The organism is Desulfobaculum xiamenense (genome assembly GCF_011927665.1).
GTDB classification, from domain to species: Bacteria; Desulfobacterota; Desulfovibrionia; order Desulfovibrionales; family Desulfovibrionaceae; genus Desulfobaculum; species Desulfobaculum xiamenense.
Genome location: NZ_JAATJA010000002.1, coordinates 43,561 through 62,980 on the forward strand (window position 1 = coordinate 43,561; position 19,420 = coordinate 62,980).

General features: G+C 62.6%; 19 protein-coding genes. 10 read left to right on the plus strand and 9 right to left on the minus strand.

Annotation, left to right across the window (positions count from 1 at the left end):
• Window positions 1-15 precede the first annotated feature (15 nt).
• A complete protein-coding gene (queA, locus tag GGQ74_RS08140; protein ID WP_167941079.1) occupies window positions 16-1,110 on the minus strand; it encodes a tRNA preQ1(34) S-adenosylmethionine ribosyltransferase-isomerase QueA in 1,095 nt (364 codons plus the stop codon).
• Window positions 1,111-1,332: 222 nt separating this feature from the next.
• Here queA and GGQ74_RS08145 point away from each other — a divergent pair, with 222 nt between their 5' ends.
• The 8 genes from GGQ74_RS08145 to GGQ74_RS08180 all read left to right on the plus strand — a co-directional run bounded on the left by GGQ74_RS08145 (window position 1,333) and on the right by GGQ74_RS08180 (window position 9,181).
• Window positions 1,333-1,830: a hypothetical protein gene (locus GGQ74_RS08145; protein WP_167941080.1), complete on the plus strand. Its 498-nt coding sequence runs from the start codon at window positions 1,333-1,335 to the stop codon at window positions 1,828-1,830.
• 12 nt (window positions 1,831-1,842) lie between these two features.
• A complete protein-coding gene (gene coaBC / locus GGQ74_RS08150) occupies window positions 1,843-3,054 on the plus strand; it encodes a bifunctional phosphopantothenoylcysteine decarboxylase/phosphopantothenate--cysteine ligase CoaBC (RefSeq protein ID WP_167941081.1) in 1,212 nt (403 codons plus the stop codon).
• Entirely contained in the window at window positions 3,030-3,818 is a 789-nt protein-coding gene (locus GGQ74_RS08155; RefSeq protein ID WP_167941082.1) for a hypothetical protein, read from the plus strand. Before coaBC ends, GGQ74_RS08155 begins: the two co-directional genes overlap by 25 nt.
• A gap of 675 nt (window positions 3,819-4,493) precedes the next feature.
• Window positions 4,494-5,822 (plus strand): NfeD family protein, encoded by a 1,329-nt coding sequence (locus tag GGQ74_RS08160; protein WP_167941083.1) that lies wholly within the window; start codon window positions 4,494-4,496, stop codon window positions 5,820-5,822.
• Window positions 5,823-6,063: 241 nt separating this feature from the next.
• Window positions 6,064-6,822 (plus strand): slipin family protein, encoded by a 759-nt coding sequence (locus GGQ74_RS08165; RefSeq protein WP_167941084.1) that lies wholly within the window; start codon window positions 6,064-6,066, stop codon window positions 6,820-6,822.
• Between the two features lie 143 nt (window positions 6,823-6,965).
• Window positions 6,966-7,973, plus strand: coding sequence for an NAD-dependent epimerase (locus tag GGQ74_RS08170; protein WP_167941085.1), 1,008 nt, complete (start codon window positions 6,966-6,968; stop codon window positions 7,971-7,973).
• A gap of 92 nt (window positions 7,974-8,065) precedes the next feature.
• Window positions 8,066-8,356, plus strand: a complete 291-nt coding sequence (locus GGQ74_RS08175; RefSeq protein WP_167941086.1) for a GAK system XXXCH domain-containing protein — start codon at window positions 8,066-8,068, stop codon at window positions 8,354-8,356.
• Between the two features lie 54 nt (window positions 8,357-8,410).
• Entirely contained in the window at window positions 8,411-9,181 is a 771-nt protein-coding gene (locus GGQ74_RS08180; RefSeq protein ID WP_167941087.1) for an AAA family ATPase, read from the plus strand.
• A gap of 96 nt (window positions 9,182-9,277) precedes the next feature.
• Here the strand turns inward: GGQ74_RS08180 and GGQ74_RS08185 are convergent, their stop codons facing one another.
• A complete protein-coding gene (locus GGQ74_RS08185; RefSeq protein ID WP_167941088.1) occupies window positions 9,278-9,691 on the minus strand; it encodes a hypothetical protein in 414 nt (137 codons plus the stop codon).
• A 92-nt stretch (window positions 9,692-9,783) separates the two neighbouring features.
• Between GGQ74_RS08185 and GGQ74_RS08190 the strand changes: the two genes are divergently transcribed.
• On the plus strand, window positions 9,784-10,692 hold the full coding sequence (locus GGQ74_RS08190; protein ID WP_167941089.1) for a ParB/RepB/Spo0J family partition protein: 909 nt from the start codon (window positions 9,784-9,786) through the stop codon (window positions 10,690-10,692).
• Window positions 10,693-10,761: 69 nt separating this feature from the next.
• Window positions 10,762-11,811: a D-glycero-beta-D-manno-heptose-7-phosphate kinase gene (rfaE1, locus tag GGQ74_RS08195; RefSeq protein ID WP_167941090.1), complete on the plus strand. Its 1,050-nt coding sequence runs from the start codon at window positions 10,762-10,764 to the stop codon at window positions 11,809-11,811.
• 610 nt (window positions 11,812-12,421) lie between these two features.
• Here the strand turns inward: rfaE1 and GGQ74_RS08200 are convergent.
• The 7 genes from GGQ74_RS08200 to GGQ74_RS08230 all read right to left on the minus strand — a co-directional run bounded on the left by GGQ74_RS08200 (window position 12,422) and on the right by GGQ74_RS08230 (window position 19,407).
• Window positions 12,422-12,760 (minus strand): DsrE family protein, encoded by a 339-nt coding sequence (locus tag GGQ74_RS08200; RefSeq protein WP_167941091.1) that lies wholly within the window; start codon window positions 12,758-12,760, stop codon window positions 12,422-12,424.
• 13 nt (window positions 12,761-12,773) lie between these two features.
• Window positions 12,774-13,166 (minus strand): DsrE family protein, encoded by a 393-nt coding sequence (locus GGQ74_RS08205; protein ID WP_167941092.1) that lies wholly within the window; start codon window positions 13,164-13,166, stop codon window positions 12,774-12,776.
• Between the two features lie 9 nt (window positions 13,167-13,175).
• Window positions 13,176-13,454: a hypothetical protein gene (locus GGQ74_RS08210; RefSeq protein WP_167941093.1), complete on the minus strand. Its 279-nt coding sequence runs from the start codon at window positions 13,452-13,454 to the stop codon at window positions 13,176-13,178.
• A 9-nt stretch (window positions 13,455-13,463) separates the two neighbouring features.
• Window positions 13,464-13,895 (minus strand): OsmC family protein, encoded by a 432-nt coding sequence (locus tag GGQ74_RS08215; protein ID WP_167941094.1) that lies wholly within the window; start codon window positions 13,893-13,895, stop codon window positions 13,464-13,466.
• 511 nt (window positions 13,896-14,406) lie between these two features.
• Window positions 14,407-16,176: a sigma-54 interaction domain-containing protein gene (locus tag GGQ74_RS08220; RefSeq protein ID WP_167941095.1), complete on the minus strand. Its 1,770-nt coding sequence runs from the start codon at window positions 16,174-16,176 to the stop codon at window positions 14,407-14,409.
• 218 nt (window positions 16,177-16,394) lie between these two features.
• On the minus strand, window positions 16,395-17,315 hold the full coding sequence (locus GGQ74_RS08225) for a transporter (protein ID WP_167941096.1): 921 nt from the start codon (window positions 17,313-17,315) through the stop codon (window positions 16,395-16,397).
• A gap of 142 nt (window positions 17,316-17,457) precedes the next feature.
• Complete coding sequence (locus GGQ74_RS08230; protein WP_167941097.1) at window positions 17,458-19,407, minus strand: TRAP transporter large permease; 1,950 nt, start codon at window positions 19,405-19,407, stop codon at window positions 17,458-17,460.
• Window positions 19,408-19,420: the final 13 nt, after the last annotated feature.

The window sequence follows — 19,420 nt, forward strand, 5'->3', positions numbered from 1 at the left end:
GTGCGGCAGACGGTCCTAGAGTATGAGCATGGCGTCGCCGTAAGAGAAGAAACGAAACTTGTTCTCCAGCGCTGTTGCGTACGCAGAGAGCACGGCATCCCTTCCAGCGAACGCTGAAACCATAATGAGCAGCGATGATTCTGGCAAATGGAAATTGGTCAGCATACGGTCGCACACATTGAAGGAACGGCCCGGATAGATGTAGATGTCGGTCCACCCGGTGTAGGCGTTGATGCCGCCGGTCGCCGCATAGGCTCCCTCAAGGGAACGCACGCTGGTGGTGCCCACGCAGACCACGGGGCGGCCCTGCGCCTTGGCCTCGCGCACGGCGGCTGCGGTGCGTTCGCTGACCTCGATGTACTCGCCGTGCATTTTGTGCTCGCGGATGTCCTCGGCGCGCACGGGGCTAAACGTGCCGTAGCCCACATACAGCGTAACCTCTTCCCACTCGACGCCGCGTGCGGCCAGTCGCTCGCGCACCTCGGGGGTGAAGTGCAACCCGGCCGTGGGCGCGGCCACGGAGCCGAGCTTCTCGTCCTCGGCGTAGACGGTCTGATAGCGCTTGGCGTCCTCGGGGGTGTCAGGCCTGCGGATGTAGGGGGGCAGGGGATAGTGCCCGTGATCGCGGAACAGCCCGGCAAGGTCGCCCTTCCAGAACAGTCGCACGGTGCTGTGCCCGAATTCGCGCCGCTCCACGACCTCCAGCCGGAAGCCGTCACACACGGTGATGACCTGTCCGGGCTTCGGGGCCTTGGACGCGCGCAACAGGCCCTGCACCTCGGCGGTGTTCCAGCCGTCGGCGGCGGGGACCACGGCGTCGAGGACCAGCGGTAGCGGCGTCAGCAGCAGAAATTCCACCTTGCCGCCCGAGGCTTTGGAGCCATAGACGCGCGCAGGCAACACTTTGGAATTGTTGACAATCATGAGCGCGTTTTCGGGGATGCGCTCCACGATGGACGGAAAGCTATCGATCTCCACGGCACCGGTTTCGCGACTCAGGACCATGAGCTTCGATCCGTCGCGGCGCTCGGCCGGGGCCTGCGCGATGCGGTCCTCAGGCAGCTCGTAGGTGTAGGAGGACAGCCTGTATTCGATTGGTATCTCTTTCATTTGTATTTACGACTCTGGGAGGGAACCTGTATCAGCCGCATTCCGGCACGCCGACACGACACCGTCCCGCACCTTCGCAAAGGAGCGGGAACGCCCGCCGGGCATGGCTGGAGGCCCCGTCTTTATTGATGTTTGGCTTCTGGTCGGTTAGGGTGTACGACTGGCTTGCAAGAGACCGCCCTTCGAACGTCACACCGCAATCACCGATACTCTGGAGGCAACATGCATAGAACGTTTCTCGTGATCCTGGCAATGGTTTCCTTGCTCACCCTGTGCTCGTGCGAATCCGCCCTGCAGCAGCGCGGGAGCACCTCGCCCGAGCAGACGAGAACCTCCGCCGCCAAGGCCATGAGTTCCTATCAGGAGTTCGACGACGTCCTCATTCCCAATGATCTCAAGCTGGATCAGAAGAACTCCTTCGTCTTTGAAACGCCCAACTTCAAGACCGGCATCGTCACCTACAAGGGCAGCGTGGACGCCGTGGACCTCGCCAACTTCTTCGAGCGCAACCTCACCAAGGACAACTGGCGCCTGCGCAGCAAGATGAAGTACAGCCGCACGATCATGGTCTTCGAGAAGCCCGACAGGGACTGCATCATCAACATTTTGGACGGCACCTTCGACACCGTGGTCGAGGTCATGGTCGCCCCCCGTCAGGATGGCGGCGACGTTCCCGGACGTCCGATCTCCTCGCCCCTTGAGGAAAACCTGGCCCAGTAGGGCATGGCATTCATGTATCCACATCTCGCCTTCTCCGGCCTGCGCGGCAGGCGCGTCCACGTCGGCGTGTGCGGCAGCGTCGCGGCCTTCAAGACGCTTGAGCTGATCCGCGACCTCGGACGCTGTGGCGTCCACGTCGGCGCGACCCTCACCGAAGGCGCGCAGCGCTTCGTCACGCCGCTCAGCTTCGAGGCCCTCGGCGCTGTTCCCGTCTATGGCGGCGTCCACGACGTGGCCTCCGGCACCTTCGGGCACCTCGAACCGGGGCAGGACGCCCATGCCTTCGCGGTGGCCCCGGCCACCGCGAACATGCTGGCCAAGCTCGCCTGCGGACTGGCGGACGACATGCTCTCCTGTCAGGCGCTGGCCTTTCCCGGCCCCATCGTCATCGCCCCGGCCATGAATCCGCGCATGTGGAATGCCGCCGCCACCCGCGAGAACTGGCAGAAGCTCAAGGATCGCGGAAACATCTGCATCGAACCCGGCTGCGGCGAGATGGCCTGCGGCGACGAGGGCAGGGGGCGCTTCCCCGCCATCGAGACCATTCACCTCGAAATCCTGCGCGCCCTCAGCCCGCAGGACATGCGCGGCCGCAAGGTGCTCGTCACCCTCGGCCCCACGCGTGAATACTTCGACGCCGTGCGCTTCTGGAGCAATCCCTCCACGGGCACCATGGGGGCGTCCATCGCCGTGGCCGCATGGCTGCGCGGAGCCGAGGTCACCGCCGTGTGCGGTCCCACCTCCCTCTGGCTGCCCGAGGGCATCCGGCGCATCGACGTCACCACCGCACGCGAGATGTTCGAGGCCGCCACCGCAGCATGGCCGGACTGCGACACAGGCTGCCTCACCGCAGCCGTGGCGGACTTCCGTCCCGTTCCCTTCGGCACCGGCAAGTTCAAGAAGGAAGGCTCCACAGGTCTCGAAGTTCGCTTCGAGAACAATCCGGACATTCTCTTCTCCCTCGGGCAGAACAAGCGCGAGGGCCAGCGCCTCATCGGTTTCGCCGCCGAGGCCGCCGATCTCGAAGCCAACGCGCAGGGCAAGCTCCGCCGCAAGAACCTCGATATGATCATCGGCAACGACGTCACCAAGGCGGGCTCCGGCTTCGGAACGACCACCAACGCCGTCGTCGTCCACGACGCCACAGGCCGCACCGAGTGCTGGGACACCATGCCCAAGCCCGACGTCGCATGGAGGATATGGGATTGGATGCTCGCGCTCTAGACATCCGCGAAAGCCTGCGCCCATGGTACGAAGCCGGGCTTCAGCTTGTCTTCCGCTCCGCCTTTCCCGCCGCCAACACGGTAGAGCAGGGCGGTCATCCCTCTGTCGCGCCCGATGCGCAGACCGAATGGTCCCGCCCCGAACCCCGCGTTCGCGAGCGCAGTGCCGCGCCATCCGTGCACCACGGCCCCCGAAATGTTTCCCATGAAACATCCGCCACGAGATCGCAGGCCCCCGTGCGCCCCCAAAAGCTCACGCGCAAGGAAATCGCCGCGCAGACCGAGCAGCCCGCACCGCAGCCAAGCCCCCAGATGACCGGCCCGCAGTTCCCGTGGGACGAATTCATCACCCGGCTACGCGTCCCGTGCCGCACAGTGTGGACCTACTGGGAACTCGGCACCGACTTCGGCAGCGCCCCCAGCGCCCCGCGTCGCGGTCTCTTCGCAAACATCATCAAGCACCTCGGCTGGCCCGGCGGCTCCATTACCTTCTGGCCGCTGTCCGCCGAACATCAGGGCATCCTGCTGCCCCACGTCGGCCACTTCTGGCGCGGTGTGCGCGAGGCACAGGCCGAAACCGTCTTCTGCTTCGGCAGGCAGGCTTTCGACGTCCTCTTCCCCGGCGAGCCGCACAACTTCGGCATCCGCGAGAAGGGCGGCGTCAGCATCTACATCCTGCCCGGCCCAGCCGAAATGCTCGACGGTGACATGCAGGCCAAACGCACAGCATGGGCCGCCCTCAAAAGCTACCACTTCGCAGACTGACCACAGCCCCACGACAAACGACACACAAGGGGAGGAGCACGCCGCTCCTCCCTTTTTTTGCGTCTGATGTCGCGCACAGCGCGCAGCGCGCAGCCCCGGCGCAGTGGACGGCCGGGTCGGTCACGGCACATGCAAGCCGATGGCTCCGCCGGCCAAGGGGCCGCTGGCCCCCTGGACCCCCGACATGCGATAAACGTGGGTGCCCTTGGCGCACCGTGGGGCTTTGAGCGACGAAGCCCTAGTGAGGATTGTCAAGGGGGTCACCCCCTTGACTGGGGTCCGGGGCAAAGCCCCGGCCGCCGGAGGCCATGCCCCGCGCAGCGGCTTCTCGCTGATGGCGCAGTGGACGGCCGGGTCGTTCACTGCCATATGCAAGCCGTAGGCTCCGCCGGCCAAGGGGCCGCTGGCCCCCTGGACCCCCGATATGCGATAGACGTGGATGCCCTTGGCGTGTCGTGCGGCTTTGCACGACGAAGCCCTGGTGAGGATTGTCAAGGGGGTCACCCCCTTGGCTGGGGTCCGGGGCAAAGCCCCGGCCGCCGGAGGCCATGCCCCGCGCAGCGGCTCGTTCCATGGCGTCGCACAGACGGGAAACGCACCATAACTGTTTGTGTTCACAACGCGTCCTCTGGTAGGATTGAGCGCAGGATTCGCACCCAACGCACGGGAGGAGCCATGCGTCGAACCGTCTTCGCGCTTCTGTTCCTGCTTGTCTTCACACCGCCATTGTGGGCGAACGAGACGCACCCGAACGGCGCGCCGTTCCGCATCCTGCATGCCCGCATTGAGGGCACCATCAATCCTGCGCAGCGCGATTTGCTGGAGGATGCGTTGAGCGAGGCGGGGCTGAAGCGCGCCGGGCTTCTCCTACTGACCATGGATACGCCGGGCGGCCTTGGGGACAGCATGCGCGAAATGGTTCAGGCCATTCTGAACTCGCCAATCCCCGTCGCCATATGGATCGGCCCGGCGGGCGCGCGTGCCGCCTCGGCAGGGATGTTTCTCGTTGCGGCATCGCATGTGGCGGGCATGGCACCAACGGCGACCATCGGCGCGGCCAGCCCCGTATCCATTGGCGGTGGCGACATGAACGGCACCATGGCCGCCAAGGTCAAGAATGACGTCCTGAGCCTGATTCGCGGCATTGCGGCACAGCGCAAGCGCAATGTCGAGTGGTACGAGGAGGCGGTGGAGAAGAGTGTCAGCATCACGGGTGAGGAAGCCGTCCTCAAGGGCGTGGTTGAAATCGCCGCCACGGACGTGAACGACTTCATCGCTCAGGTTGCGGCACGCGGCATTCCCCACGAGGGACGCACCATCCGCTTCGACCCCGCGCGAACCGACATCATCACTTTCACACCCGGCGCGCGGCACACCATCCTCTCGTGGCTGCTCAACCCTCAAATCGCCTATCTGCTCCTGCTGGGCGGCCTCGCCGGACTCTTCTTCGAAATGACGACACCGGGGGCGGTCTTCCCCGGCGTTTTCGGCGGGCTGTGTCTTCTCCTCGCGCTGTATGCGCTCTCGGTTCTGCCCACCAACGCGGCTGGCATCCTCCTCATTCTCTTCGCCATGCTTCTCTTCATCCTCGAAATCTTCGTTACCAGCTACGGGCTGCTCTCGATTTCCGCGCTGCTGGCGCTGTTTTTTGGCTCCACCATTCTCTTCCGCGTGGACTACGGCTTCACGGGGCTACCCATGGCAACCATCATTTCCACCGTGGCCGGAGCAGGCATCATCATCGGCGCGGGCCTGTATCTCATCGCCCGAGCGCAACGCCTCGCTCCACGACTCGGACCGCAGACGCTGAAGGGACAAACAGGCACCGTGCGCACCTGGCACAGCACGGAAGGGCAGATACTCATCCGAGGCGAAATCTGGAGCGCACATTCCGCGTCCGCGCAGGATCTTCCGCCGGGCCAACGCGTCACCGTCGTCGACCTCGACGGTCTGACGCTCATCGTGGAACCAAAGGGAGAAGAGGGCGAGGGCGTACAAGAATGATGGCCTCCGGCGGCCGGGGCTTTGCCCCGGACCCCAGTCAGGGGGATGATTCCCTTGACAATCCTCAATAGGGCTTCGTCGCTCAAAGCCGCACGGTGCTCAAAGGGCACCCACGGCCATCGCATGTCGGGGGTCCAGGGGGCCAGCGGCCCCTTGGCCGGCGGAGCCTACGGCTTGCATGGAGCAATGAACGACACGGTCCGCCAACTGCGGCCATAACGACAGACATGGAGGAAAGACGATGCTTCAAGCGTTACCGGCGATTGGACTGATTCTGCTGATTCTGCTGGCCTCGCTTCGTGTCCTGAACGAATACGAGCGCGGAGTGATCTTCCGGCTGGGGCGGGTGATCGGCGCAAAGGGGCCGGGGCTGATCATCCTAATTCCGATCATTGACCGCATGACAAAGGTCAGCCTGCGCATCCTCGCATTGGACGTTCCGAATCAGGACGTCATCACGCGCGACAATGTCAGCATCAAGGTCAACGCCGTGGTCTACTTCCGCGTTGTCGACCCGGTGCGCTCCATCCTTGAGGTGGAGGACTACCTGTTCGCGACGTCGCAGTTGGCGCAGACGACGCTTCGCAGCGTGTGCGGCGGGGTGGAGCTGGACGAAATCCTGTCGCACCGGGACACGGTGAACAACCAGATTCAGTCCATCCTCGACCAGCATACGGACCCGTGGGGCATCAAGGTCAGCACGGTTGAGCTGAAGCACATAGACCTCCCGCAGGAGATGCAGCGAGCCATGGCCAAGCAGGCCGAGGCCGAGCGCGAGCGCCGCGCCAAGGTCATCAACGCCGAGGGCGAATATCAGGCGGCGGATCGATTGGCCGAGGCTGCGGAGATCATCAGCAAGCATCCGGAAGCGCTCCAGTTGCGATTCCTGCAAACCATGCGCGAGATGGCCGCCGAAAGTCACGCATCCACGGTGCTTCCGCTGCCTCTTGATTTTTTTTCGTTTAACTGGAAGTCTCGCAACCGCTCCGAGGACGAATGACCCTCCGCATGTTTCACGGGAAACATGCGGGCACGTCAAAACCGACGCGCCACGCTGCGCGGCTCTGCGCCGTGTCCGACACAGGATGAGAACGGACACAGCTTCATCCGTCCGTTCACCACACAACCACGCGAGACGCATCAATGAAAATTCTTGTGACAGGTGCAGCCGGCTTCATCGGCTCCCACCTCAGCATGCGCTTCCTTGCCGAAGGGCACACCGTTGTCGGCCTCGACAACCTGAACGACTATTATTCCGTCCAGCTCAAGAAGGACCGCCTGGCCCGTTTCCAGGACAACCCGAACTTCACCCTTGCGCAGATGGACCTTGAGGACGAACAGGGTGTGGCTGAACTCTTCAAGCGCGAGAAGTTCACCCATGTCATCAACCTTGCCGCTCAGGCAGGTGTTCGGTACTCCATCGAAAACCCCAAGTCCTATATCAACTCCAATACGGTCGGCTTCCTGCATATCCTTGAAGGCTGCCGCCACAATGGTGTCGAGCATCTCGTGTTCGCGTCGTCCAGCTCCGTGTACGGCCTGAACACCACCATGCCCTTCAGCGTTCACGACAATGTGGACCATCCCATCAGCCTGTACGCCGCGACCAAGAAGTCCAACGAGCTGATGGCGCACACCTACGCCTACCTCTACGGCCTGCCGTGCACCGGCCTGCGCTTCTTCACCGTGTATGGCCCGTGGGGCCGTCCGGACATGGCGCTGTTCCTGTTCACCAAGGCCATCCTCGAAGGCAAGCCCATCAACGTGTTCAACCACGGCAAGATGCGCCGCGACTTCACCTACATCGACGACATCGTCGAGGGTGTGGTCCGCGTGACCAAGCACACTGCCGCCCCGAACCCTGAGTGGAACGGCGCGAATCCCGATCCCGGCACGTCCTGCGCACCGTACAAGATCTACAACATCGGCAACAACAACGTTGTAGAACTCGGCCGCTACATTGAAGTCCTTGAAGAGTGCCTTGGAAAGAAGGCCGTCAAGAACTACATGGACATGCAGCCCGGCGATGTTCCCGCCACATTTGCCAATGTTGACGACCTCATCAAGGACGTCGATTTCCGCCCGAATACGCCGATTGAAGAGGGTATTGCGAAGTTTGTGGAGTGGTACAAGGAGTATCACAACATCTAATTCGCATTGACAGACAACCATGCCTTCCAGTATCGCAACTGGAAGGCATGGTATTCGTTTTGTCACACAACGGAGGAACCTCGAGGCTCGACATGGACTTCTTGACACTCAAACACGATCTCGACACGAATTTTGCGCTCATCCTCGACAGCACGACCCACGGCGAACTGCCCGGCTCAGACGTCGTCGCCGAATTCGTCCGACTCTGTCGGACCCTGCACATTCAGGCAGAAGAAGATTGGAATGCCGAAGCCGAGGATTTCGCCCACCTCGCGGTGAAACTGCAGCAGGCAGTCAAGAGGGGCAACGTCCAGGAAGCGGTCATGATCGTTGATTCGCTCGACGCCGCCAAGGATTATTGCCACCGCACGTTCAGCATGTAGCCCGTTTTTTCGAGGCTATGTTTCCCGTGAAACACCGGGGAGGAGAGTATCCGCGTGTCGCGTATCATAATTGTCGCCAACCAGAAGGGTGGCGTGGGCAAGACGACCACGTCCATCAACCTTGCCGCCAGTCTGGCCGTGATGGAAAAGAACGTGCTCGTCGTGGATTGCGATCCGCAGGCCAACGCGTCCAGTGGCGTTGGCATCTATCAGGATGACGTTCAGGCCAGCACGTACAGCGTGCTGCTCGATCCGTCCTCTGCGCGGGACGCCATCCAGAAGACGTCCATTCCGTACCTGTCCATCATCCCCGCACATCAGGATCTAGTTGCTGCGGAGTTGGAGCTGGTGAGCAAGCCCGCCCGGGAATACTTCCTGCGCGAAGCGCTGCTCCCGCTCAAGGACGAGTACGATTTCATCATCATCGACTGCCCGCCGTCGCTCGGTCTGCTTACCCTCAACGCCATGTGCGTGGGCGAGGAAGTGCTCATCCCGCTCCAGTGCGAATACTTCGCGCTGGAAGGCATCGCCAAGCTGCTCCAGACCTACGGCCTCGTGCGGCGTCGACTCAACCCGGGCATCCGGCTGCTTGGCGTCGTGCTCACCATGTACGACGCGCGCAACCGCCTTTCCCGGCAGGTTCGAAACGAAATCCGCAACACGCTTCCCGAGCACTTGCTGGAAACCATCGTTCCGCGAAACATTCGCCTGTCCGAGGCTCCGAGCTTCGGCAAGCCCGTGGTGGGGTACGACATCAAATCCAAAGGTGCCGAGGCCTACCTCCAGTTGGCCAAGGAAGTCGTGCTTCGCAGGCCGCAGGCCTAACGAATACGCATTCCAAAAGAAAAGCCCCCACCTGCGGCGGGGGCTTTCTGATGGAGCCTCTTCCGGGAAGACGCTCCACGTGTACGGACATCGGCATCATTTCTTGACGGCAGCCTTGAACTCGAACGTGATCTTGTCCTTGAAATGCCGCTTCGTGACCAGCGCCTTGCAGTGCTGACACTCGAAGGTGGCCAGTCCGCCGAGATTCGCGGACTTCAGACGGAACACGCGGGGCTCGTCCGCCTCCCAATCCTCGGTGGAGGCACCGCACAGATCGCAGTGAACCATTGTGTCGATGGGGTAGGGGAAATCCCAGTATTGCTTGAGGGTCTCCCATTCCTTGATCGGCTCGGGCTTTACGGGTTCCTCGACGCAGCCGGGGTAGATACGCTCGACGAGCGGCATGATGTCCGAATCGAGACGGTTCCACAGTTCGGGACTGATCCAGACGCCAAGGCACTCACCCTTCGCGTCGAAAACAAATTTCAGATTGTCATCAAGTCGGGACATGGTTCCTCCATAGGGATCTGGTTTGACCGGACATTTCTCCGGCTACCGCCCAGAGATGAATTGCAACACCCGCAATGTCAAGGAGTACGAGAATGGCGGCACTACAGAGAGGACTCGGACGCGGCCTGGACGCATTGCTCTCCGGTTTTCAGGATGATCTGGAAGCTCCGGAGGTGGTGCTCGTTCCCATCGGGAAGATTCGCGCCAATCCCAATCAGCCCCGTCGCGACTTCGACGACGGCGCGCTGGAAGACCTCGCCGCATCCATCAAGGCCAACGGCGTGCTCCAGCCCGTACTGGTCCGGCCGCTTCAGGGTGGCCCGCACATGTACGAACTCGTCGCCGGAGAGCGCCGCTGGCGGGCCTCGCAGCTCGCCGGGCAGGCCGACATCCCCGCGATCATCAAGCGCCTCTCCGACGAGGAAAGCCTCGCCATCGCGCTCATCGAAAACCTCCAGCGCGAGGACCTGAACCCCATCGAAGAGGCACTGGGTCTCAAGCGCCTTCAGGACGAATTCAGCCTCACGCAGGAAGACCTCGCCACCCGCGTCGGCAAGAGCCGTCCGGCCATCGCCAACACGCTGCGCCTCATGCAGCTGCCCGACGACGTCCGCGACGACATCCGCACTGGACGCATGAGCGCCGGCCATGGCCGCGCTCTTCTGGCTATCGACAATGTCGATGCGCAGGAAACCCTGCGTGCACGCATTCTTGAGGAAGGCCTTTCCGTGCGCGAATGCGAGGCACTCGCCGCATACTTCAAGCGCACCGGACACCTGCCGGACAACGGCACCGGCCCGCGTCCCACAGGAAAGAAGGGCGCGCCGCGCGAGATTCTGCCCGTCATCACCGAACTCAACACCCGCCTGCAGGACAGCCTGAACCTGCGGGTAAAGATCACGGGCGATACCGAACAGGGCAGACTCACCGTCACCTACAAGGATCAGGCGGAGTTCCTGAACCTCATGAACCGCCTCGGCCTGAGCGTGACGCTGGACTAGACCGCACGGAATCGGACCGACGACGAAGAATTTAACCGGCCCACCACGTGGCCGAAAGCCGAAACGACAATGAAACGAACCACAACCCTTTCCGCCGCAAGCCTCGTCCACGCCCTTGATTCCATGGCGGGCAAGAAGGTGCTCATCATCGGCGACCTCGTGCTCGACCACTACGTCATGGGCACCGTGGGGCGCATTTCTCCCGAAGCCCCCGTCCCCGTCGTGGAAGTCGGCAACGAACGGCACATCCTCGGCGGCGCGGGCAACGTCGCGCGCAACGTCAAGACCCTCGGCGGAAGCCCCGTCATCATCGGCATCTGCGGGCGCGACCGCGAAGGCGAGCGCATGGCCCGTCTGCTACGCAAGGACGGCATCACCGCCCACGTCGTCTGCGACGACAAGCGCCCCACAACCAAGAAGACCCGCATCATCGCCCAGAACCAACAGGTGGTGCGTGTGGACTGGGAAAACTCCGATCCGGTGACGGACGCCGTGCTCGCGCAGGTCATGGACTTCGTGCGGGCCGAGGCCGTCGACGCAGGCGTCATCATCCTTTCGGACTACGGCAAGGGACTCATCACCGAAGAGTTCATGCCCCACCTCGAAACGGAGCTGGCCGCCCTCGAAAAGCGTCCCCTCGTGCTCGTGGACCCCAAGGTCCGGAATTTCCACCTCTACACAGGTGTGGACCTCCTGACCCCCAACACCAAGGAAGCGGGCGAAGGCGCAGGCATGCCCATCTCCGCCACCCGAGACGACATCATCCGCGCCGGGCAGGAAATCTTCCGCAGGCTCGGCAACCGGAATCTGCTCGTCACCCTCGGTGCCGAAGGCATGGCCCTCTTCGAGGGGCCGGACCGCGTCCGCCATATTCCCACGGCGGCACGAAAGGTCTTCGACGTCACCGGTGCGGGTGACACGGTCATCGCCACCCTCGGCCTCGCGCTGTCGGCAGGGCTCGACCTGCTGACCTCCTGCGCGCTTGCCAACTACGCGGCAGGCATGGTCGTCGCCGAAGTGGGCACCGCCGCCGCGCAGGCCGACGCGCTGCGCGCCGCACTCGAAAACTATCAGGACACGCCTGTGGAAGTCTGGGCCGACGAAACGGCCACAGCCTGATCCGCACACCATCATTCCAACGCCACCAAAAAGGCCGGACTCCCGCATCGGGAATCCGGCCCTTTTTTTCATCCCACCACAGTTCCAAACGCCACCGCCCGACCACGCCACCGGCCCATCCAAGGGACGCACATGCCGACGCGAAGGCACACGGCAAATTTCGCGCAGAATGCCACCGCAGAGCGATTTTCATCTTCTTGATGAACCACGGCCCGGATTTGCCTTAAAAACGCGGCAGAAGCGATTTATGAAGGACGCTTTTTCAGGGGCTTTAAGACGGATGACAGGGAAAAGGGCGGGGAGGAGCCTCCGGCGGCCGAGGGCTGCCCGGACCCGATCAAGGGGGTGCCCCCTTGATAATCCTCACGAGGGCTTCGTCGCAAAAAGCCGCGAGACACGCCAAGGGCACCCACGCCCATCGCATATCGGGGGTCCAGGGGGCCAGCGGCCCCTTGGTCGGCGAAGCCTACGGTTTGCATAGGGAGACGAACGAAACGGCTGGATACGGAGAAAAGGGTGAGCGCGAGGGATGACGGTGACTCATCCCTCGCGCACGCCGGACCTGGCGGACCGGCAGACAGAGGAGGATTCTGTCTATCTCACTGTTGCCCTAGAATATATTGACGGAATCGCACTCGTCGATGATGTCGGCGATCTCGTCGGCGTCGACGACTTCGACGCTTTCTGCGTTGAGGCTGTCGGCGTCGATGCCGCGCATTTCAAGACACTTGTCGAGGCAGACGATACGTCCCTCGTTCTCGGCGAACATGGAGACCATCTTGCCGAGGTAGTCAGGCTGGGAGCCTACGAGGTTGTAGACGCCCTTGTCCATGAACACGAGGGTGGTCTCGTAGCCGCCGACCTGCGCGGCGTACGCGGTGCGGATGCCGAGGGTGGCGCGTTCGTTGCCCATGGGCTGCTTCACGATGATGGTAGCGGTGCTGATCATGATTGATTCCCCATTAGCCCAGAGTGAAGGCGACGTCGGAGGTCATCCAGAATTTCATGAGGGACACGCCGACATTGCCGCGCGCCACGCCATCGAGGTAATCGCAGCCTTCGGTGCCGCGGCCGTATTCCGTGGTGTGACAGGTGTGAATCGATGCGCCACGAGCGGCCAGCGCAGCGATGCGGTCCGCCATGCGCGAGGCGTCCATATGGGCACCGAGGGCTTCGGTGATGCCCTTTTCGCCGGTCCACGGCACTTCCTTGTTGGCCATGTTGCAGCCGTTGCCGTAGAGGAAGATGTTCACGGCATGCCCGGCGGCGAGGGCGGCCTCGGAGAAGCGGACCATGAAGTCGGCGTTCTCGTTCTCGACCGCTCCGGAAAGCATGTTGATGGTAATGGTGGCCATGGCGTCCCCCTAGATGTTGATGACCTTTTCGTTGTCGAGGACGATGTCCACAATACGCGCGCAACTCACGGCCTCGCAGTCGTCTACGAGATCGAGTCCGCGATCGGCGACGGCCTTGTCGTCGGCGTAGACGGAATCGAAGCCGAGGGCGGCGAGATCCACGGCGGCACCTTCGCGGGCGAGGTACACGCCATCGCTGATGAGCAGAAGCTCACGGTCAGCATCGCCACCCAGCACGGGGACAAACTTCAGGGCGTCCGCATCGGCCCTGTCGAGCAAGAACAGCATGGTCGCCCCCTATTTGGCCTCGATGTTGTAGTCCAGGTCCATCTCCTCTTCGAGGGAGTAGGTGACCAAAGACCCGCGCAGCAGGCCGCTGCGCACGGTTTCGAAAATGGCGCGATCCTCGTCGGCCACATCGGCCTCGACGTTCAACTCGATATGCGTGTAGCGGGTACGCAGCTGGGAGTCGCGCTCCTTGGTGATCTCGGCCTGGGCCTCGATGAGGGGAATGGCGGACGCTCCGCCCCGCTTGAGATCGTTGGCCATGGTATTGATGTAGCAGGCCAGAGAAGCGGCCAGCAGCAGACGAGCGCCCATGTGCTCCTCGGCGCGGTCGGCCTCGGAAAGTTCCATGGGATTGTAAACGAGCTTGGGCAGTGCCTTGGAGCCGAGATCGATGGTGTACTCGCCGTTCTCGGCGCGAGTCAGGGTAACGTTCACGCTCATGGTATGGTCTCCGTATGTAGCGGTTCTCAGCATCTTGCCCGGGGACTCACGTCCCCGGGAAATGGGATGTTTGCGGAGCCTCCGCGGCGAACCCTCGCCTGTCGGAAGATCCACGCGACGGTTTGCGGTCGTCGCGTTAGGGATTGCCAAGCATGGAGCAGGACTCGTGCCATTGTGATACATGCTCACAACCATGCGAAATTATGCAACTTAATTTACATGCCGCGACAAGCCGAACTCCTGGAGTGGGACACATCCGCGCACCAAGGACTCTTTCGCCCAACTGCAACATACTGAGATCATATGAAATGACATATGGCGTGTCACAAGCGTCCAAAGCGCGCGATAATGTCCCACGCCCATGAATCTGCACATCGCTTGTGCCGAAAGGATCAAAAAAAGAGGGCTGGAGAGACAAAAACAAGCCAGCCGCCCGCGAAAGGACTTTCGCGGGCGGCTGCAACAGGATGGAAAGCGCGACGCAATGGCGGAAACGCGCGCTGAAAAACTCTCAGGAAATGCCGAGCTTCTTCATCTTGCGGAACAGCGTCTTGCGCGGAAGGCCCAGGGCCGCCGCGGTGTGCGAACGATTCCAGCGATACTTCTCAAGCGTCTGGGCAATAATCTGCTTCTCGAAGCGCTCAAGCGTCTCCCGAAGGCCCTCGCCGGTGGCGAACTCCGGAGCGGGCATGGCATCATCCTCGCCATGCTCCATGCCGCTACGCACCCCGCGCGAACTCCACACCTCCAGCCGCCCGAAGGCCACGTAGCGCTCCAGCACGTTCTGGAGCTCGCGCACGTTTCCGGGCCAATCATGCTCCAGAAGCCGCGCGAGGTCCTTGCTGGGCAGGCGCTGCGGATGGCTGAGCTTGGCGAGGATGTGCTCCACGAGGAACGGAATGTCCTCCTTGCGCTCGCGAAGCGGGGGAAGGGTGATGGGAATGACGTTGATGCGATAGAAGAGGTCCTGCCGGAACCCGCCCTCGTAGACCATGTCGCGCAGGTTGCGGTTGGTGGCGGCAACGACACGGAATTCAGCCCGCGTGGCCGAGGTGTCGCCAACGGCGGTGTATTCGCCGCTGCCTAGGGCGCGAAGCAGCTTGGCCTGTGCGGAAAGGCTGATCTCACCAAGTTCGTCGAGGAAAAGCGTTCCGCCACGCGCCTTGTCCAAAAGGCCCTGCTTGTCCGCATGCGCGCCGGTAAAGGCCCCCTTGCGGTGGCCGAAGAATTCGCTCTCGAACAGTTCATCGGGAATGGCGCCGCAGTTCACCGGCACGAACGGTCCCTTGGCATGCGGCCCCATGTCGTGGATGGCGTGGGCGACCAGTTCCTTGCCGGTTCCGGTCTCTCCGTAGATGATGGTGCAGGCGTCGGAAGCTCCGGCGCGCTGGATCATCTCGAAGACCTCCTGCATCTTGTTGCTCTTGCCGATGATGTTGCCCAGGCGAATGCGGTAGTCGATGGACGAGCGCAGACGATCGTTTTCGGCTCGCAGTTCGCGGCGTTCGTGCTCGATGTATTCTTCGCGCTGCTTGTATTCCGTGACGTCCTGCACGTAGGAGATCACCGCGGGCCGCCCGTTCCACTCCACGGGCGTAGGGCGTGCCTCGAACCACAGCTTGCGGCCCTGCTTGTCGATGCCCGTCCACTGGAAACGCGCGCCTTCGCGCTTCTCCCGCAGCAGATTGCGAATGATGCGAATGTGCTGGTTGCGTTCATCCTCGGCGAGCATTCCGGTGGGCGACATGTTCACGATCTCCTCGGGCGAGGAGTAGCCAAACATGGTGCAGAAAGTCTGGTTTGCAAGCAGGATAGCATCGTCCTGCATGAGGGCGACGCCGCCGGGAACGTGCTCGGCAAGGGTGCGCATGCCGGTATCCACGGAACCATGCGCCAACGCGAGACTACGCACGCGCTCAAGGCACCACGAGGTCTGCACCACGCCGGTTCCGGCGGAATCCGACGACACGTGCATCATCATGAGCCGCGGGGCCTCGCCCGCACGTTGGCACTCGCCGATGGCAACCCACTCGCTGTTCAGGGGCAGATTGGCGACATTGGCCGCACCAAAGGACTCGCACGCATCGTCGAGATCACCGGCGAGAAAAAGGTCCGCAAGCGAAGGTCCGCCATCACGCCCGAAAGCCTCGCGATGCCGGGATGTTCCGAGAACATCACTGGCGGCGAGGCCGGTCAGGGTCTCAAGCGTCGCATCCCAGATGCGAACCCGGCCCTCGGTATCGAGGGCGAACTGGCCCATATTCAGGCTGTTGCAGAGCATATTCGTATCACTGACTCCATGGCTCGGAGAAACGCCGAGGAGGCCCGGGACGACACGCAGGGGGACGGAGCTGAATGCTGGCACTGATCCGTTGCTGTGGTTGCGGGCGGTCTCCATCGCCGCTTTTCGTACGACGCGGAGCATACGCCCTGATTTGTGAAAAATAAAGCATGACGGGGGTCCGGAGCGCGATGCCCCGACCCCCCGCGTGCTCGCAGCTAGTTGAACATGCTGCCGAGATCGAAGGTCTTGATGAACTTGAATTCCACGCGGTAGTCGTCGCTACCGGGCTTCACGTTCTCGTACCAGCGGTAGACGGGCATGGTCACGGCACCGCCGCAGATCAGGCCCATCGGGGCGTACTTGAAGGTCACCTTGGGACCGACGTACCACTCCACGCTGGAATCGTTCATGCGCTCGCCGAACTTCTGGGACTCGTCGTTCCACTCGAAGTTGGACTCCACGCCGAGGTCGAAGTTGGCGCTCAGCGCGTAGGCCCAACCGGCGTTCCAACGCATGCGGTCAGGATGGGTGTAGTCGTGTCCGCCTTCCCAGAAGGTGGTGTAGTTCACTTCGGTGTCGAAGCGGTTGGCGCCGTAGAAGTAGGTGGCGCCAACGCCGCCCAACAGGCCCCACGCACCGTTGCCGATGAAGTCGTTGGACTGCTTGTCGAGGCTGCCGGTGGGCAGCACGACGCCCATGTCCAGAGCGAGGTTGATCACGTCGCCCTGACCCTGATTCATCAGGATCTTGTGCAGGACGGCGGTGGTGTCGCCCCAGCCATGCTGGGACTTGTCACCGGCCGGGGTGTCGAGATCCACGTTGTAGATGGGGGTGCAGGTACGGATGTCCAGGCCGGGAGCGATGCCGTAGCGGGTCTTGGCAAGCACGACGCTCTTGTCGACCTTGATGTTGTCGTTGATCTTGTCGCTGTAGTGGCGAACATGATCGGCTTCCTTCCACGCGTAGTTGGCGACGGCGGCAAACTTGCCGACCGGGAAGCCGGTGCCACAGGGACCGAACACGCCGGTGACCGGCGGGACGGCCTTGGGAGCGGGGGCCGCATCTCCAGCCAGCGCGGCGACGCCGGACAGGAGCACCGTAACCAGTGCGAGAGACAGAATCCTTCCGAGTTTCATTTCATTCCTCCAGATTTTTGAGACAAGTATCCCCATGCTCTTTCCCCAACCATTTGAAATCATGGGAAAGAAGCTTGAAGGCAGCGTTCTGCCGAATGTGTGAGGGATCAGTCGACCGTGTCGGGGACGGCGTTCCTCGCAGCTAGAAGCACAGCGACACCAGCCCTGTCGCGATGCCCGGGAAGGCGATCAGCAGGACGAGGCTCAGCACCATGCAGATGAAGAACGGGATGATGCCGATGAAGATGGTCCCCATGGGCACGTCCTTGGCCACGCTGGACAGGGCGAACACGTTGACGCCGATGGGCGGGGTGATCTGGCCCATCTCCATGATGATGACCGTGAGCACGCCGAACCACACCGGATCGAAGCCGAGGGCCTGAACCGTGGGGAAGATGGCGGGCAGGGTGAGCAGGATCATGGGGATGACGTTCATCAGGCAGCCAAGCACCATGTACAGGCCGATGATGCCCGCCAACACGGCGTACTTGTCCAGTCCGTGGGAGGTGATGACTCCCGCGAGGTCGAAGGGCAGGCGGCTGGCGGCAAGGAAGTAGCCGAGGATGCCGACGCCGATGAGGATCATCAGCAGCTTGGATGTGATGAGTACGGTCTGCTCGCAGGCGCGGACCAAACCTTCCCATGTCAGGCGGCGGCGAATGATCATGATGGCAAAGGAGCCGACCACGCCGATGGCGCCGCCCTCGGTGGGGCTGAACACGCCGGAGAGGATGCCGCCGAGGATCAGGATGAACAGGGAGAGCATGCCGAGGATGCCCTTGAGGGAACGGAGCTTCTCGCCGAAGGACACGGCCTCGCCACGGGGGGCGATATCCGGACGGACCATAGCGATGAGCATGATGCTCACGATGAACATGGCCGCCATCATCAGGCCGGGCATGAGACCCGCGATAAACAGCTTGCCCACGGACTCCTCGGTGACGATGGCGTAGAAGATGAAGCCCACGCTCGGGGGAATGAGGATGCCGAGGGTACCGCCAGCGGCAAGAGCGCCGCAGGCGAGACTGGGCTTGTACTTCTTCTGGCGCATCTCAGGCAGGGCCACGGAACCCATGGTCACTGCGGTGGCCATGCTATCGCCGCACACGGCGGCGAAGCCGGAGCAGCCCGCAACGGCCGCGATGGCCAGTCCACCCGGCAGACGGCCGAGCCACTTGTACGCGGTGTCGAAGAGGTCCTTGCTGATACCCGCCTCGGAGGCCAGAAGGCCCATGAGGATGAACAGCGGTGCCACGGCGAGGATGAAACTCGCGGCGGTGGCGTAGGGCGCAAGGCCAAGGGTGTTCAGGGCGGGGGTCAGGCTGAAGCCAAGGGAGCCGAGTCCGATGAAGCCCACCACGCCCATGGCGAAGCCGATGGGCATGCCGAGCAGCAGAAGGACCATCATGAAGGCCATGCCGAGGCTACCTAGGCAGAGGCGGCTGGGACGCACGGGCAGGCTCTTGATCCACAGGGGAGCGGCAAGCACCACGACGCCCGCAACAAGAGCGAGCACGATGCCGAGCCATGCGCCGTCGCGCACGTTGCGCGAAAGGCTCCTCAAGGTCTGCTGCAGGATGACGAGCATGAGCACGAACAGGCCGAACGCGGCCAGCGCCACGAAGATCCACATGGGGACCTTGAGCATGATGCTGTATTCGCCGACCTTCTTGAGAGTGGCCAGAACGGTGCGCCAGCCCATGAGGGCGAAGAAGGCCGTGCAGGTGACGCCGTTGAAGGTTCGCAGCACGCCCGCGGTACGGGGCGAGAGCTTGGAGGTGAGGAGGTCGATCTCGATGTGCCCGTCCTTCTTGTGCGTGTAGGCGAGGGACAGGAACACGATGGCCGCCATGAAGAACTCCTCCAGCTCGATGATGCCGGGGATGGACTTGTGGACGGCAAAGCGCGCCACCACGTCGAGGGTGATGGGCACTGACATAAGCGCCACGGCGATGGTGGCCAGGGCGAACATCCTGCTCGCCACAGGCTCCAGGATGACGTCCATGGCGTCGGCGAGCCTGTCGAGGACATTGCGCTCGCCATTGCCGATACGCGTGGAGTCGATGGTGGAATCGAGGATTGCTTCGGACATAATTCTCATTCGC